14 protein-coding genes are annotated in these 14,381 nt (G+C 34.5%); 9 read left to right on the forward strand and 5 right to left on the reverse strand.

From position 1 onward, the window contains the following. Nucleotides 1-353: 353 nt before the first annotated feature. A complete protein-coding gene (locus Q0856_RS17365) occupies nucleotides 354-1,001 on the reverse strand; it encodes a gluconate 2-dehydrogenase subunit 3 family protein (protein WP_298507042.1) in 648 nt (215 codons plus the stop codon). Continuing rightward, the gene (locus Q0856_RS17370; RefSeq protein ID WP_298507044.1) at nucleotides 1,001-2,716 is read right to left on the reverse strand and encodes a GMC family oxidoreductase; all 1,716 of its coding nucleotides are present in this window, start codon (nucleotides 2,714-2,716) and stop codon (nucleotides 1,001-1,003) included. Before Q0856_RS17370 ends, Q0856_RS17365 begins: the two co-directional genes overlap by 1 nt. Before the next feature lie 188 nt (nucleotides 2,717-2,904). Here Q0856_RS17370 and Q0856_RS17375 point away from each other — a divergent pair, with 188 nt between their 5' ends. Genes Q0856_RS17375 through Q0856_RS17385 form a run of 3 tightly spaced genes read left to right on the forward strand, consistent with a single transcriptional unit; the run spans nucleotide 2,905 to nucleotide 6,379 of the window. Beyond that, nucleotides 2,905-3,906 carry a sugar phosphate isomerase/epimerase family protein gene (locus tag Q0856_RS17375; RefSeq protein WP_298474694.1) on the forward strand — a complete coding sequence of 334 codons (1,002 nt, stop codon included), beginning with the start codon at nucleotides 2,905-2,907 and terminating at the stop codon, nucleotides 3,904-3,906. A 55-nt stretch (nucleotides 3,907-3,961) separates the two neighbouring features. Further along, nucleotides 3,962-5,194 carry an MFS transporter gene (locus Q0856_RS17380; RefSeq protein ID WP_298474692.1) on the forward strand — a complete coding sequence of 411 codons (1,233 nt, stop codon included), beginning with the start codon at nucleotides 3,962-3,964 and terminating at the stop codon, nucleotides 5,192-5,194. Nucleotides 5,195-5,239: 45 nt separating this feature from the next. Then, entirely contained in the window at nucleotides 5,240-6,379 is a 1,140-nt protein-coding gene (locus Q0856_RS17385; protein ID WP_298507046.1) for a Gfo/Idh/MocA family oxidoreductase, read from the forward strand. A 62-nt stretch (nucleotides 6,380-6,441) separates the two neighbouring features. On the opposite strand, the gene Q0856_RS17390 is transcribed toward Q0856_RS17385, so the two are convergent. Continuing rightward, a complete protein-coding gene (locus tag Q0856_RS17390) occupies nucleotides 6,442-6,906 on the reverse strand; it encodes an ASCH domain-containing protein (RefSeq protein WP_298474688.1) in 465 nt (154 codons plus the stop codon). A 69-nt stretch (nucleotides 6,907-6,975) separates the two neighbouring features. After that, nucleotides 6,976-8,679, reverse strand: coding sequence for a GMC family oxidoreductase (locus tag Q0856_RS17395; RefSeq protein ID WP_298474686.1), 1,704 nt, complete (start codon nucleotides 8,677-8,679; stop codon nucleotides 6,976-6,978). 190 nt (nucleotides 8,680-8,869) lie between these two features. Between Q0856_RS17395 and Q0856_RS17400 the strand changes: the two genes are divergently transcribed. The 6 genes from Q0856_RS17400 (at nucleotide 8,870) to nadD (ending at nucleotide 13,628) form a co-directional block, all read left to right on the forward strand. After that, on the forward strand, nucleotides 8,870-9,922 hold the full coding sequence (locus Q0856_RS17400; RefSeq protein WP_298507048.1) for a sugar phosphate isomerase/epimerase: 1,053 nt from the start codon (nucleotides 8,870-8,872) through the stop codon (nucleotides 9,920-9,922). A gap of 6 nt (nucleotides 9,923-9,928) precedes the next feature. Continuing rightward, nucleotides 9,929-10,669: a DUF1080 domain-containing protein gene (locus tag Q0856_RS17405; protein WP_298507049.1), complete on the forward strand. Its 741-nt coding sequence runs from the start codon at nucleotides 9,929-9,931 to the stop codon at nucleotides 10,667-10,669. A gap of 70 nt (nucleotides 10,670-10,739) precedes the next feature. Continuing rightward, nucleotides 10,740-11,483, forward strand: coding sequence for a DUF1080 domain-containing protein (locus tag Q0856_RS17410; RefSeq protein WP_298507055.1), 744 nt, complete (start codon nucleotides 10,740-10,742; stop codon nucleotides 11,481-11,483). A 114-nt stretch (nucleotides 11,484-11,597) separates the two neighbouring features. Next, nucleotides 11,598-12,455 (forward strand): YicC/YloC family endoribonuclease, encoded by an 858-nt coding sequence (locus Q0856_RS17415; protein WP_298507051.1) that lies wholly within the window; start codon nucleotides 11,598-11,600, stop codon nucleotides 12,453-12,455. Then, a complete protein-coding gene (gmk, locus tag Q0856_RS17420; RefSeq protein ID WP_298474678.1) occupies nucleotides 12,455-13,033 on the forward strand; it encodes a guanylate kinase in 579 nt (192 codons plus the stop codon). The genes Q0856_RS17415 and gmk overlap by 1 nt, the downstream gene beginning before the upstream one ends. 10 nt (nucleotides 13,034-13,043) lie before the next feature. Next, nucleotides 13,044-13,628 carry a nicotinate (nicotinamide) nucleotide adenylyltransferase gene (gene nadD / locus Q0856_RS17425; RefSeq protein WP_298474676.1) on the forward strand — a complete coding sequence of 195 codons (585 nt, stop codon included), beginning with the start codon at nucleotides 13,044-13,046 and terminating at the stop codon, nucleotides 13,626-13,628. A 5-nt stretch (nucleotides 13,629-13,633) separates the two neighbouring features. Here nadD and Q0856_RS17430 read toward each other — a convergent pair. Then, on the reverse strand, nucleotides 13,634-14,381 hold a 748-nt coding region (locus Q0856_RS17430; protein ID WP_298507053.1), incomplete at its 5' end, for a hypothetical protein.

A 14,381-nucleotide genomic window follows, 5' to 3' on the forward strand; every position in this document is an offset into this window, starting at 1 on the left:
GTTTATTATTAAAAAAGCCTCGATATGTTTACATATCGAGGCTTTTTGCTTTTATTTATGTTAATAAAAACTTGTTTTAATTTTGTAGGTGTGTGTTACTTTTTAAAGTTTGGTTTAAAAACCAAAGCAGTAATAAGGGCAACTATATATAAGGTTAATAATAAAATGTAATTGTCCATTTTTAGAGAAATTTATAATATATACGTAATTAGAACGCAGATAGTCTACGATAATTACATTTTAACATATAAAATATTGTTAATTTATTAATTTCGTAGATATATTGTTTTTTGTTGCACATAAAAAAAGCCTTAACCAATGGGTTAAGGCCTAAAAATATTTTTAGTGTTTTTTTATAAAGACCAAGCTTTACCTTGCGTAAGTTCGTTTAGGTCACCGCAGCCAATATATTCTCCTGGAACGGGTAGGTAAGCTAAAACTTCTTCCCCAATATACTCAGATGTTTTGTAACCCAAAATTGTCATTCCTCTAAGTTTACTGGCGAATGCATAACTAGCAACATTGTCTGCAAGGTTGCCAGAACTATTTTCATTTACAGATTTATTATATTCTGCAATTGCCTTTTCCTTTACTTTTTGTTCCTCTTTGTTTACTTTTAATGCTTTTGCTAAAGTAGATTCTAGATCCATTGAAGTAAACTCATTTACTGCCTGTTTGCCGGTTTCTTTTAAAGAGCTATTAGTAAATTTTTCAAAAGTAAGCTTAATAAAATCTTGCTGTTTTTTAGTCATTACTTCATTGGCGAATCTGTCAATAAAAAGATGTACTTGTACTTCAGAAGCAGATGGCGTATCTGTTTTAGGTAAAATAATATCTACTAAAGAAATTAAGATATTTCCTTGCTCTTTAGTGAAAAAATCAGGAGTCCATTCTAATACCTTTTCTGTTTTACAACTTTGTACAATACTTAAAAGGGTTGGCGTGGCCACAACGTAACCAAGAGACATCCCCATATTTTTTAATGCTTTTCTTCTATCCATTATAAGTTTCCTTTTTTAAGTTCTTGAGCGGCATGGTTTGCTGCTCTTGCAGTAAATGCCATATAGGTTAATGATGGGTTTACACAGCTAGACGAAGTCATGAAAGATCCATCAGTAACATAAACATTTGGAACATCATGTATTTGGTTGTTTCCATTTAATACAGACGTTTTGCGGTCTCTTCCCATACGGGCAGTTCCCATTTCATGTATTCCTAGTCCAAGAGCAGCAGAAGTGTCGTCAAAACCTTCTACATTCTTAAACCCGGCCTTAGTTAGCATTTCTATTGCAGATGCTTGCATATCTTTACGCATATTGCGCTCATTTTCTTTTAATTCAGCATCAAATGTAACAGTAGGTAAACCCCATTGGTCTTTTTTATTATAATCTAGAGTGAATCGGTTGTCTTCATAAGGAAGAACTTCTCCAAAACCTCCAATTCCAAAAGTCCATCCTCCTGGTTTTAAAATAGATTCTTTTAAATCTTTACCATGGGATAATTCGGCAACAGCATCTTCCCAGTTATTTCTTGAGGCGCCACCCTGGTAACCAAAACCTCTTTTGTAGGTTTTAGTATTACTATCTCCTCCTAAATTTTTGAATCTTGGAATATATACCCCGTTTGGTTTTCTTCCTTTATAATACTTATCGGTGAAACCATCTACTGTAGCTCTGGCACCAACTTTTAAATGATGGTCCATAATATTGCGGCCTAATTGATCAGAGGCATTACCCATGCCGTTAGGAAAAGTTTCTGATTTAGATTGCATTAAAATGGAAGTAGAAGCTATTGCAGAAGCGCATAAGAAAATTACTTTTGCTTTAAATTCAAATGTTTCTTTTGTAAGTCTGTCAATTACCTTAACACCTGTTGCTCTCTTGGTTTTAGGGTCGTATATTACTTCATGAACAATAGAATCTGGTCTTAAGGTCATGTTTCCAGTCCTTTCCGCTGCAGGTAAAGTAGATGATAAACTACTAAAGTAAGCTCCAAAAGGACACCCTCTTATACAGCGACTACGATATTGGCATTTGCTTCTTCCGTCGAATTCTTTGGTTCCTGTTATATGTGCAGTACGCCCGGCAGTTACTACTCTTCCATTAAAATTTTCAGCAACTTTTTCTTTCAAATGTTCTTCAACACAATTTAATTCCATCATTGGTAAGAACTTTCCGTCTGGTAGCTGAGGTAATCCTAAGTTTTCTCCACTAACTCCTATGTATTCCTCTACTTTATCATACCACGGAGCAATATCTTTATAACGTACGGGCCAATCTATAGCAATCCCCTCTTTTTTATTTGCTGTAAAATCTATATCGCTTAAACGATAACTCTGTCTTCCCCATTGTAACGAACGTCCTCCAACATGGTACCCTCTCATCCAGTCAAAGCGCTTGGTTTCGTTATAGGGATGTTCTAAATCATTTACGAACCACATAGCACTTGCAGCTTTGGTTGTATAACCAGTTCTACTTTGTTTTGGCTGTTTTGCCAATTCCTCTTGAGTAGATTCCCCTCCATTTGGAAAATCCCAAGGGTCTTTATTGGCAGTAATATAGTCTTCTATATGGGTTACCATTCTGCCACGCTCTAGGACTAAAGTTTTTAATCCATTCTCACATAATTCTTTGGCTGCCCAACCGCCACTAATACCTGTGCCAACTACAATAGCGTCGTACGATTCTTGTTCCTCGTTGTAAAAAAATTTATTCATGTACTAAATTGCATGTATTAAATTGTTTATTCTCTAAATTTATTAAATATAAAATAAATTTTCTACATTTAAATGCTTAATATATTGCCAAAATTTAACTACAACGTTATAGTAATTTATGATTGTGCAATGATATAAATACCCCTATTTTTGAAGTTTCAGTTAATGTAATAGATTAAAGAATAACTATGATGAATTTATTTTTAAACAAAAGCGGCGTTAAATTAGTATTGATTTTTTTAATTGTCGGAATGTATTCTTGCAAAGAAGTTAAAAAAGAAAATATTGTGGAAAAAAATGAAGATGTAGTGAAGGCCGAAAAAGAACCATTTTTTAAATTATCTCTTGCGCAATGGTCTATTCATAAAATGATAAAGGAGGATGGAGTGGATCCATATACTTTTGCCGAGAAAGCAAAAAATATGGGATTTACGGGCCTAGAATACGTTAGCCAATTATATAATCCTGAACTATCCGAAGCTAATTATTCCGATGAAGCTATGGCTAATTTTGTTGAAAAATGTAACCTAGAAGCAAAAAAACATGGTGTTGAAAATATTTTAATAATGATAGATGGCCAAGGGAATTTAGCGGTTTCAGATTCTGAGGAGCGAAAAAAAGCCGTAGAAAGACATTTTAAATGGGTAGATGCAGCAGCAGCAATGGGATGTCATGCTATTAGAGTAAACCTTGCAGGGAGTGATGTTGTTGAAGAATGGAAAAAAAATTCTGTAGATGGTCTTACAAAACTGGCTACTTATGCTAAAACTAAAAATATAAATGTTATAGTAGAAAATCACGGAGGTCTTTCTTCAAATGGAAGTTTAGTTGCTGAAGTTATGGAAACTGTAAACATGAGTAATTGTGGTACACTTCCAGATTTTGGTAATTTTTGTATAAAAAGAAATAATCCAAAAAATTATAAAGAAGGTTGCGCAGAGAGTTATGATAAATATGTGGGAGTAACAGAATTAATGGCAAGAGCAAAAGCGGTTAGTGCAAAATCTCATGATTTTGATGATAAAGGAAATGAAACTGAAATTGATTATACAAAAATGCTTCAAATAGTAAAAGATGCTGGTTATACTGGGTTTATTGGAGTAGAGTATGAAGGTAGCATATTGGGAGAAGAAGAAGGGATAAAGGCTACGAAAGATTTATTACTAAAAGCATCTAAAGAGGTGCAATAGGATTTTTAATTATACGCAAAATAATAATACCAACAACCAATCAAATACATTATAAATGAAACAAGTAAATAAGAATCAAATTTTTTTAGCGGCCTGTATTTCGTTAATCGTAACTTCCATGACATTTGCTATAAGGGCAGGTATTTTAACGCAATTAGGAGTAGATTTTGAGATTTCTAATAAAGAACTAGGGTGGATTAACAGTATGGCATTTTTAGGTTTTCCGCTCGCTATGATTTTAGGAGGTTTATTATATAATGCCGTTGGAGCAAAAAAACTTATGATAGTTGCTTTTGTATGTCATATGCTAGGATTGCTACTAACTATTTTTGCTGGTGGTTTTTGGACTTTAATTATATCTACGTTTTTTATTGGTTTTGCAAATGGCTCAGTAGAGGCAGCGTGTAACCCTATGATTGCAGAGATGTATACCAACAATAGAACTGCAATGTTAAATAAATTTCATGTTTGGTTTCCTGGTGGTCTTGTAATTGGGGCACTGGTTACTAAATTTTTAACGGATGCAGGAATGGGATGGCAAACATTAATTGCAACCATGTTAATCCCTACTCTTATATATGGGTATTTAATATTTACTCAAAAATTTCCGGAGAGTAAGAATATGGAATCAAATACCTCAAATAACATTAAAGCCTTAGCAAGTCCTTTATTTATTTTTATGGCAGTTTGTATGACTTTAACGGCAGTTTCAGAATTTATTCCGCAACAATGGATAGAAACTATACTTGGCAGTTCTGGAGCTAGCCCTATGCTTGTATTAGCTTTGGTTACTGGTATTATGGCTTTAGGTAGATTTTTTGCAGGTCCTATTGTTCATAAATTGAACCCAGCTGGAGTTCTTTGGATGTCGGCAATAATAACTAGTGTTGCTATATATCTTATGAGTGTAGTTGATGGCTCAATGATATACGTTGCAGCGGCATTATTTGCATTAGGAGTGTGTTACTTTTGGCCAACAATGATTGGTTTTGTATCGGAATATTTGCCTAAAACAGGAGCATTAGGAATGTCTTTAGTTGGTGGAGCAGGAATGTTTGCAACTTCTATGTGGAACCCCGTAATTGGTTCTTGGTTAGATGAAGAAAAAAATACGGCAATGGCATCGGGATTATCAGGTGCTTTGGCTGAAATTGCTGCAGGGAAGGCTGTCTTGGGAATTGTAGTTTATTTTCCTTTGGCACTAGTGGCTTTGTTCGGAATTTTGTTTTTTATGCGAAATAAAATTGAAAAAAACAGAATTGGTCATGGGGAAGAAGCTCCTGTATAAATTAAGTATTAAAAAAAGTATTGTAAAGAAATTAAATAGGAATAAATGAGTAAAAAAATAAGACTGGGAATTCTCGGAGGTGGCGGAGATTCTCTTATTGGAGTATTGCATAGGGTTGCGTCCCATATAAATGATAATTATCAAATTACAGGAGCTGTTTTTAATCCAGATTTTGATGCCAATATGGCTTTCGCAAAAGAAATTGATGTTCCTACAAATCGTATTTATAAAGACTTTGATACATTTATAGAAGAGGAAATGAAATTGCCAAAGGAAGAGCGCATTGAGGTTTGTTCCGTACTAACACCCAATTTTCTTCATTTTCCTATGGCTAAAAAACTGTTAGAAAATGGTTTTCATGTTATTTGTGAAAAGCCAATGACGACCACTTTGGAAGAGGCAAAAGAATTGCAAGAAGCGCATGCTAAAGCAGGAACTGTTTTTGCTTTAACGCATACGTATACGGGCTATCCTATGGTTCGTCAAATGAGAGAGATGATTAAAGCCGGAGCTTTAGGTAAAGTTCATAAGGTAGATGCTAGTTATTATCAAGGTTGGATTAATACTATTATTCATGATCAAGAAAAGAGGTCTACTGTTTGGAGATTGGATCCTAAAAAAGCAGGAATTAGTTCTTGTATAGGAGATATTGGTGTGCATGCTTTTAATCTTATTGAATATACTACAGGGTTAAAGATAAATTCTATTTTGTCTGATTTTAATTATTTGTATGAAGACAATCAAATGGATGTAGACGGTACTGTTTTAATACGTATGGATGATCATGTAAAAGGGTTAATACGTTCTAGTCAAGTAGCAACAGGAGAAGAAAACGGATTGTCTATTGCTATATATGGTGAAAAGGCAGCATTTAAATGGGAGCAAGAAAACCCTAATTACTTATATAAGCTAAGTGATACAGAACCAATGCAAGTTTATAAACCAGGACACGCTTATAATTCAGATTTGTCTTTGGACGGAACAAAATTACCTGCAGGGCATCCTGAAGGAATTTTTGATTCTATGGCTAACATTTATTTGGGAGCAGCACGTGCAATTCGTGGAGAGAAATATAATAATGGCGAATTTCCAACAATGACAGATGGTGTTCGTGGAATGAATTTTATCGAAGCCACTGTAGAGTCGAATAAAAATGGTAATACATGGGTTACTTTAGAACCTTAGTCTAAAGATAAATAGTATAAAAAATGCCGCTTTTTTAAAGCGGCATTTTTTATTTATATAATTTAGCGTTTAAAGACTAGCTCAAATTCATGGCAAACAACAATCATACTCTCGCTAGGTTTACGATTAAAATCTTCAAATTCCCTAGTGTAGTAATCCCAATGCACTTTTTTCCAGTAGTCTAAGGATTTGTCTCCTTCCCCTTCTTTACTAGCATAGGCTTCATCAATACTAAAAAAAGGTCTTAGGGTTACTTTGGTTGTTTCTACAATACATTGCGCTTCTCCTTCCCAGTTAGTAATCACTGTGAAATCTCCAATTTTTGGTAATTTTTCATTTCTATTTTGAATACCGATTAAAGAATCCGTAGTGGCTTTTTTTATGCCAGAGGTAACTAATTTAGCACATGTATTGGCATCTTTTTCATTATCACAAAAATGAATGGCCTTGGGGGCTTCATGGAAGGCATCTTCTAAATGTTTATCTAGATAGTCGCCCCACATATTTCTTGCCGAAGAATTTTCCATTTACATCAAACGTGTTTATAATTTGTAATATTGTTAGTGTAATAACAATTGTCTAGCAAGATAATCATTTTAGGAAAATTTACCAGCTTTAAATTCTTTAGCAGCATGGTTTGCAGCTCTAGCTGTAAAGGCCATATATGTTAAAGATGGGTTTACACAGCTAGAGGAACTCATAAATGCACCATCTGTTACATATACATTAGGAACGGTGTGCACCTGGTTGTGTTTGTTAACTATAGATGTTTTGGCAGAATGTCCCATTCTTGCACCACCCATTTCGTGAATTCCCAGTCCAGGGCCAGTTTTGTTATCATAAGTATGCACATCTTTAAAGCCAGCCGCTTTAAATGTTTCTGAAATTACTTTGAGAATATCTTTCCGCATGTTTAATTCATTTTCTTTGAACTCTACGTCAAAAGCTAATAGTGGTAATCCCCATTTGTCTTTTTTGGTTTTACTTAGGGTAACCCGGTTATCATCGTATGGTAGCATTTCACCAAAACCTCCAGCACCTATACGCCATTCGCCAGGTTTTAAAATACTCTCTTTTAAATCTGTACCATAACCCATTTCTGCTATGGCATCAGACCAATTTCCTCTGCTAGCACTTCCTTGAAAGCCAAATCCTCTTTTGTAATCTTTACGTTCTGTTTTTGAATCTAAGTTTACAAAACGAGGTATGTAAAAACCGTTTGGTCTTCTTCCTTTATAATATTTGTCCAAGAAGCCATCTACTTTGGCAGAAGCACCTAATTGATAATGGTGGTCCATGATGCCCCTCCCTAAAGCATCTGAATCATTTCCTAGTCCATTTGGGAAACGTTCTGATTTAGATTGAAGCAATATACCAACAGAAGCCATTGCAGAGGCACATAGGAAAATTACTTTGGCTTTATATTCTATTTTTTCATTCGTAAGGGCATCTACAATTCTTACACCTGTAGCCATTTTTGTTTTATCGTCATAGACCACTTCATGTACAATGGAATTTGGTCTTAGAGTCATGTTTCCTGTTCGTTCGGCAGCAGGTAGAGTAGAGGAGTTACTGCTAAAATATCCTCCGAAAGGGCACCCTCTGGAGCATCTATTTCTGTATTGGCAAGGAGTTCTTCCTTCAATTTTTGCGTTTTTATCCGTAATATGGGCTGCCCTTCCAATAGTTAAGAGTCTACCATCATTAAAAGAGGTGGCCATAGATTCTTTTAAGGATTCTTCTACACAATTTAAGTCCATCGGGGGTTGAAATTTACCATCAGGTAATTGTTTTAACCCTAGGTTTTGACCACTTACTCCAATGTATTCCTCGACCTTATCATACCAAGGAGAAATGTCTTTATAACGAACAGGCCAATCTACTCCAATGTTTTCTTTTTTGTTGGCTTCAAAATCTATATCACTCCATCTATAACTCTGCTTTCCCCAGGTTAGTGACCTGCCGCCAACATGGTAACCTCTAATCCAATCAAAACGTTTTATTTCTTCATAAGGATGTTCCAGGTCATTTACAAAAAAATGTTTATTGTCTTCTTTCGGGGCCCAACCAACTCTATTTTGTTTATGTTGTTTCTTTTTGTCTTCTTTAGATAAGTTTCCTCTAAGGGGGTAATCCCAAGGGTCGTCGTTCATGGTTTTATAGTCTTCTATATGTTTTACCATAGGCCCGCGTTCTAATACTAATGTTTTTAAGCCGTTTTCGCATAATTCTTTTGCAGCCCAACCACCAGTTATTCCTGTGCCTACTACTATAGCATCGTATAATTCCTCGTTATTCATTGTTTTTTATTTAAAATATTTATGATGTTATGCCTATATTTATATCCTATCAGAGAAGATGTTGATAAAGTGACAAAATAACTTTAAATATAATGCATATTCCAAGAATTTACTTGGCGAAATCACTAAAAATGTCACGAAATATTACGAAATATTACGAAAATAATAATTATATAATTAAGAAATTAGAATGAAAACGATTAAAGGTCCAGCGGTTTTTTTAGCGCAGTTTGTAGACAGTAAAGCTCCATTTAATACTTTAGAAGGCATATGTAAATGGGCAGCAGATTTAGGATATAAAGGAATACAAATTCCTACCTGGGAGTCTTTTTTAATAGATTTAGACAAGGCAGAAGAAAGTCAAACTTATTGCGATGAGTTAAAAGGAACTGTAAATTCTTTTGGATTAGAAATAACAGAACTATCGACACATTTGCAAGGACAGTTAGTAGCAGTTAACCCTGCTTACGATACTATGTTTGATGGTTTTGCTCCGGATGCTGTTAAAAACAATCCTAAAGCTAGAACAGAATGGGCAATAGAAACGGTAAAAAAGGCAGGCACGGCTAGTAGACGTTTAGGAATTAATTCGCATGCTACTTTCTCAGGAGCATTACTATGGCATACCATGTATCCTTGGCCTCAAAGACCAGCCGGATTGGTAGAAATGGGTTTTGAAGAACTTGCAAAAAGATGGATGCCTATTCTTAATCATTTTGATGAACATGGGGTAGATGTTTGTTACGAAATACACCCTGGGGAAGATTTACATGATGGCATTTCTTTCGAAAGGTTTTTAAAAGCGACCAATAACCATAAACGTGTAAATATGCTTTATGACCCAAGTCATTACGTGTTACAGCATTTAGATTACCTTACCTTTATTGATCACTATCATACTTTTATAAAGGCTTTTCATGTAAAAGATGCAGAGTTCAATCCTACAGGAAAACAAGGAGTTTATGGTGGTTATTCGGATTGGATAGATAGAGCTGGTAGGTTTAGATCTTTAGGAGACGGACAGGTAGATTTTAGTGGCATATTTTCTAAACTTACGCAATATGGATGCGATGTTTGGGCAGTTATGGAGTGGGAATGTTGCATGAAGAGCCCAGAACAGGGAGCTAGAGAAGGCGCTCCATTTATTCAAAAACATATTATTGAGGCTACAGAAAAGACATTCGATGATTTTGCAAGTACCGAAATTGATAAAGGAGTATTAAAAAGTATTTTAGGAGTTTAAACTAAGATGAGAAAGCTATTATGCCTGTTTTTGGCTCTATTTTTTGTTTGTAGTTGTAAGCAGAAGGAGACTAAGAATAAAGTTGTTATAGAAACAAAAGCAAAAACAGTTCCTCAAGAGGAATGGAAAGTCCTTTTTGATGGGACTAATTTGGATAATTGGACAGAGTATCTGAAAAGTTCTATTTCTGAAAATTGGAAGCTCGAAAATGGAGCTATGGTTTTTTATCCTCCGGTAAATAAACCGAAAGGGGTTAGTTATAATTTAGTGACAAAATCAGAGTATACAAATTTTGTGCTTTCGTTAGAGTGGCAAATTTCAGAAGGGGGTAATAGTGGTATTTTTTGGGGGGTTAAAGAAAAAGAACGCCTGCCCGAAGCGTACCAAACTGGGCCAGAAATTCAGGTTTTAGATAATGTTAAACATCCAGATGCTAAAGTAGGAACAACTCATCAGGCTGGGGCTTTGTATGATATGGTTTCTCCATCTAAAGATGTAACTAAACCTATTGGTGAGTGGAATTCATGCCAGATAATGGTAAATCATAAAACAAATAAAGGTAATGTGGTTTTAAATGGAGAAACAATTGTAGAATTCCCTGTAAATAATCCAGAATGGGGAGTTATGGTTGCTAAATCTAAGTTTGCGGATTGGCCAGAGTTTGGAAAATATGCTACGGGGAAAATTGGCCTTCAGGACCATGGAGATAAAGTGGCCTTCAGAAATATAAAAATCAAAGAATTGTAGTATGAAAAAAATGTGGATTGCCATTTCTGCAACTGTATGTTGTATAGGGGGTATTTATGGTCAGGAAGAAATGCCTTCATTAGATGTAGAAGTTATTGAAGAGACAGTTCTTTCGTCGGAGTATCAGGGGAAAGAACCAACTAAACCAGAGGAAACAGAATTTTATGAGCCTGTAGTACCTGTGGTTAAAAAGGATAATAATGGAATTCCTAGCGATGCTATTGTTCTTTTTAATGGCGATAATTTAGATCATTGGGAAAGCGCCAAAGATCAGACAGAGGCAAAATGGCATTTAAATGAAGATGGGAGTATGACGGTTAATGACAAAACTGGCAACATTCAAACCAAACAAAAATTCGGAGATATACAATTACATATAGAGTGGCGATCTCCTAAAGAAATTCAAAGAGAAGGACAGAATAGGGCAAATAGTGGGATTTTTTTATCTGGAAAGTATGAGGTGCAAGTTTTAGATAATAATGATAATTCTACCTATGTAAACGGGCAAGTAGGGTCTGTTTATAAACAACATACGCCTTTAGCTATGGCTTCTGTGGTTAGCGGAGAATGGAATATTTATGACATAATTTATCATTCCCCAGAGTTTGATGGTGCTGGTTTAAAAATTAAGTCGGGAACCTTGACGGTGCTGCATAACGGAATATTAATTCAGGATCATGTAGAAATTAAAGGAACAACACCTTACATAGGTTGGCCTAAAAACCCGCCGCATGGTAAAGAGCCATTGTTATTGCAAGATCATGGCGATAATAGCAGAGTAAGTTTTAGAAATATTTGGGTGAGGGAGTTGTAAAAACGGAAATTATATTTAAAAAATGCAACTATTTTAAATAACAAATCACTTAAAATAGCCCAATCCCTGTTAACTAATCTGCTTTAATTATCTTTGCAGGCAAATAATCTATATATGATTCAATCCATGACCGGGTTTGGGAAACATGTAATTCAACTTCCCTCAAAAAAGATAACTGTAGAATTAAAATCTCTAAACAGCAAAAACTTAGATTTAAACGCTAGAATGCCCTCCGCATATCGAGAAAAGGAGTTAGAATTAAGAAAGTTGATTGCCAGTTCTTTGGTCCGTGGAAAGGTAGATTTTGGGTTGTATATAGAAAATACCGGAGATAGTACTTCTGCTCAGGTAAATGAGGTTACTGTAAAGCAATACATGGAGCAGTTAAAATCTATAGCAGATGGAGATGCCTTACGTTTATTAGAAATGGCATTACGTTTGCCAGATGCTATGAAAACGGATAAGGAAGATATAGATGAAGAGGAATATAATTCTATAAAGGAAGCTTTACTAGAAGCATTAAAGGAGATAAATAAATTTAGATCAGAAGAGGGTAATGTCTTAGAAACGGATTTTAAATTGCGTTTAGAGACATTGTCGACCTTGTTACAGGAAGTAGTAAAAATGGACCCAGAAAGGCAGGGTACTATTAGAGAAAGGTTAGAAAAAGCAGTAGCAGACTTAACCGTGGAAGTGGATGCTAATAGGTTTGAGCAAGAACTTATTTACTACTTGGAAAAATATGATATTACAGAAGAAAAAGTTAGGCTAAATAATCATTTGGAATATTTTACGAAAACACTAAACTCTTCGGATAGTAATGGTAAAAAACTTGGTTTTATTTGTCAAGAAATAGGAAGAGAAATAAATACTATTGGTTCAAAAGCTAATTACGCTCCTATGCAGCAAATTGTAGTGCAAATGAAAGACGAGTTAGAAAAGATTAAAGAACAAATGTTGAATGTTTTATAATGGCAGGTGGTAAATTAATAATATTTTCAGCGCCATCTGGTAGTGGCAAAACAACTATTGTTCGGCATTTATTAAAACAAACAGATTTAAATTTAGCATTTTCGGTTTCGGCAGCTTCAAGACCTCGTCGTGGAAAAGAAAAAAATGGGGAACATTATTATTTTATGACTGTTTCGGAATTTAAAAACCGCATAAAAAATGATGAGTTCTTAGAATGGGAAGAAGTTTACAGAGACAATTTTTACGGCACTTTAAAAACAGAAGTTGAGCGCCTTTGGGCAGAAGGTAAAAATGTAATTTTTGATATTGATGTGGTTGGTGGATTGCGAATAAAGAAAAAGTTTCCGAAAGAAACCCTTGCCGTTTTTGTGAAACCTCCAAGTATAGACGAGTTAAAAATTCGACTTAAGAAGAGAAGCACGGAAAGTGATGATAAAATAAATATGCGAATTGCTAAGGCAGGAGTAGAGCTTGCTACAGCCCCCCAGTTCGATAAAATTATTAAGAATTACGATTTAGATACGGCATTAAAAGAAGCGCACGATATGGTTGCTGAATTTGTGAATTCAGAAGAATAGGAATAAATAAATGAAAAAAGTAGGACTGTATTTTGGTACTTTTAACCCTATACATTTGGGGCATTTGGTAATAGCCAATCATATGGTAGAATTTTCAGATTTAGATGAGGTATGGTTTGTTGTTACACCACAAAGCCCTTTTAAAACTAAAAAAACCTTACTAGATAATAATCACAGATACCAGATGGTATATGAGGCAGTGCAAGAATATCCTGCCTTAAAACCTAGTAAAGTAGAGTTTAATTTACCGCAACCAAATTATACTATAAATACTTTGGCAGTACTTTCAGAAAAGCATGCCAATGAATATGAGTTTTCTCTTATTATGGGAGAAGATAATTTAAAAGGCTTTCATAAGTGGAAAAATTATGAGGTTATTTTAGAAGATTATAATCTATATGTATATCCAAGAGTCTCTAGTGGTAGTGTAGACCATCAATTTAAAAATCACCCTAAAATACATAAAGTAGATGCTCCTATTATGGAAATCTCATCTACTTTTATTCGTAAAAATCACAATTTGGGTAAAAATATAAAACCTATGCTTCCGGACGTAGTTTGGAAGTATATGGATGAGATGAATTTTTATAGATAGTATTTTTAGCTACTTTTTATTGGAGAGCTTTTCGATACCATAATGCTGTTTGGAATGATATTCGTCATTTTAGCAAAGTTTAAGCTTAATTCGCCGTTTTGAATATCATCTAGAACCCATTTTTTATTGGTGTATTCTAAAATCCAAATTTTTTCTTCTTCTCCGTATTCATTTTTTCCTTGAACAATTTTGTGAGTGTCCCTATTCTTTAGATAGTCTTTAATTGTTGCGTTAATCCTAAATGCTATTTTAGATCCTTCAAGGTCTTTATTTTCAGAAATTTCAAGGTATAGGGGTTTTATTTTTCCAATCTTTTCTACTTTACAATAGTTTTTTAAATTTTCTTTTTTCCACTGATCAAGATGTACTAATTGTTGGTTTTGCCAATACCAACTACTAACATATTCAGATACTTCGTTCATCTTTTCATTATTCCATGCAATGTAGACTCTGCTAAATATATTTCTAACTGTTTTATCCAGATTCAGGGGGAGAAAATCTTTATTAATCTTTCCAAGAAGGAGTAATTGTTTTTTTGATTTTTTAATACCAAGGGATTCTCTTATTTGAACATATATAATAAGGGGTAAAAAAATGATAGCCAATACTGTCATAATTAATTTTCCCCACCAGGTCTTAAAAAAGGCTTTGACAATGGTTCCGCCAGGACCAGCATATATTGGGTCTATGTCTAAAAGGAAAATAACAAGAAAAATTACAATAATAAGAAAGGTGTTTTTTTTCATAAAAGAA

This window comes from uncultured Maribacter sp., assembly GCF_947496775.1.
Lineage (GTDB): Bacteria > Bacteroidota > Bacteroidia > Flavobacteriales > Flavobacteriaceae > Maribacter_B.

Coding starts and splice junctions, on each gene's coding strand:
- Q0856_RS17365 (WP_298507042.1), bottom strand. CDS start 1,001: ATGGATAGAAGAAAAGCATTAAAAAATATGGGGATGTCTCTTGGTTAC.
- Q0856_RS17370 (WP_298507044.1), bottom strand. CDS start 2,716: ATGAATAAATTTTTTTACAACGAGGAACAAGAATCGTACGACGCTATT.
- Q0856_RS17375 (WP_298474694.1), top strand. CDS start 2,905: ATGATGAATTTATTTTTAAACAAAAGCGGCGTTAAATTAGTATTGATT.
- Q0856_RS17380 (WP_298474692.1), top strand. CDS start 3,962: ATGAAACAAGTAAATAAGAATCAAATTTTTTTAGCGGCCTGTATTTCG.
- Q0856_RS17385 (WP_298507046.1), top strand. CDS start 5,240: ATGAGTAAAAAAATAAGACTGGGAATTCTCGGAGGTGGCGGAGATTCT.
- Q0856_RS17390 (WP_298474688.1), bottom strand. CDS start 6,906: ATGGAAAATTCTTCGGCAAGAAATATGTGGGGCGACTATCTAGATAAA.
- Q0856_RS17395 (WP_298474686.1), bottom strand. CDS start 8,679: ATGAATAACGAGGAATTATACGATGCTATAGTAGTAGGCACAGGAATA.
- Q0856_RS17400 (WP_298507048.1), top strand. CDS start 8,870: ATGAAAACGATTAAAGGTCCAGCGGTTTTTTTAGCGCAGTTTGTAGAC.
- Q0856_RS17405 (WP_298507049.1), top strand. CDS start 9,929: ATGAGAAAGCTATTATGCCTGTTTTTGGCTCTATTTTTTGTTTGTAGT.
- Q0856_RS17410 (WP_298507055.1), top strand. CDS start 10,740: ATGCCTTCATTAGATGTAGAAGTTATTGAAGAGACAGTTCTTTCGTCG.
- Q0856_RS17415 (WP_298507051.1), top strand. CDS start 11,598: ATGATTCAATCCATGACCGGGTTTGGGAAACATGTAATTCAACTTCCC.
- gmk (WP_298474678.1), top strand. CDS start 12,455: ATGGCAGGTGGTAAATTAATAATATTTTCAGCGCCATCTGGTAGTGGC.
- nadD (WP_298474676.1), top strand. CDS start 13,044: ATGAAAAAAGTAGGACTGTATTTTGGTACTTTTAACCCTATACATTTG.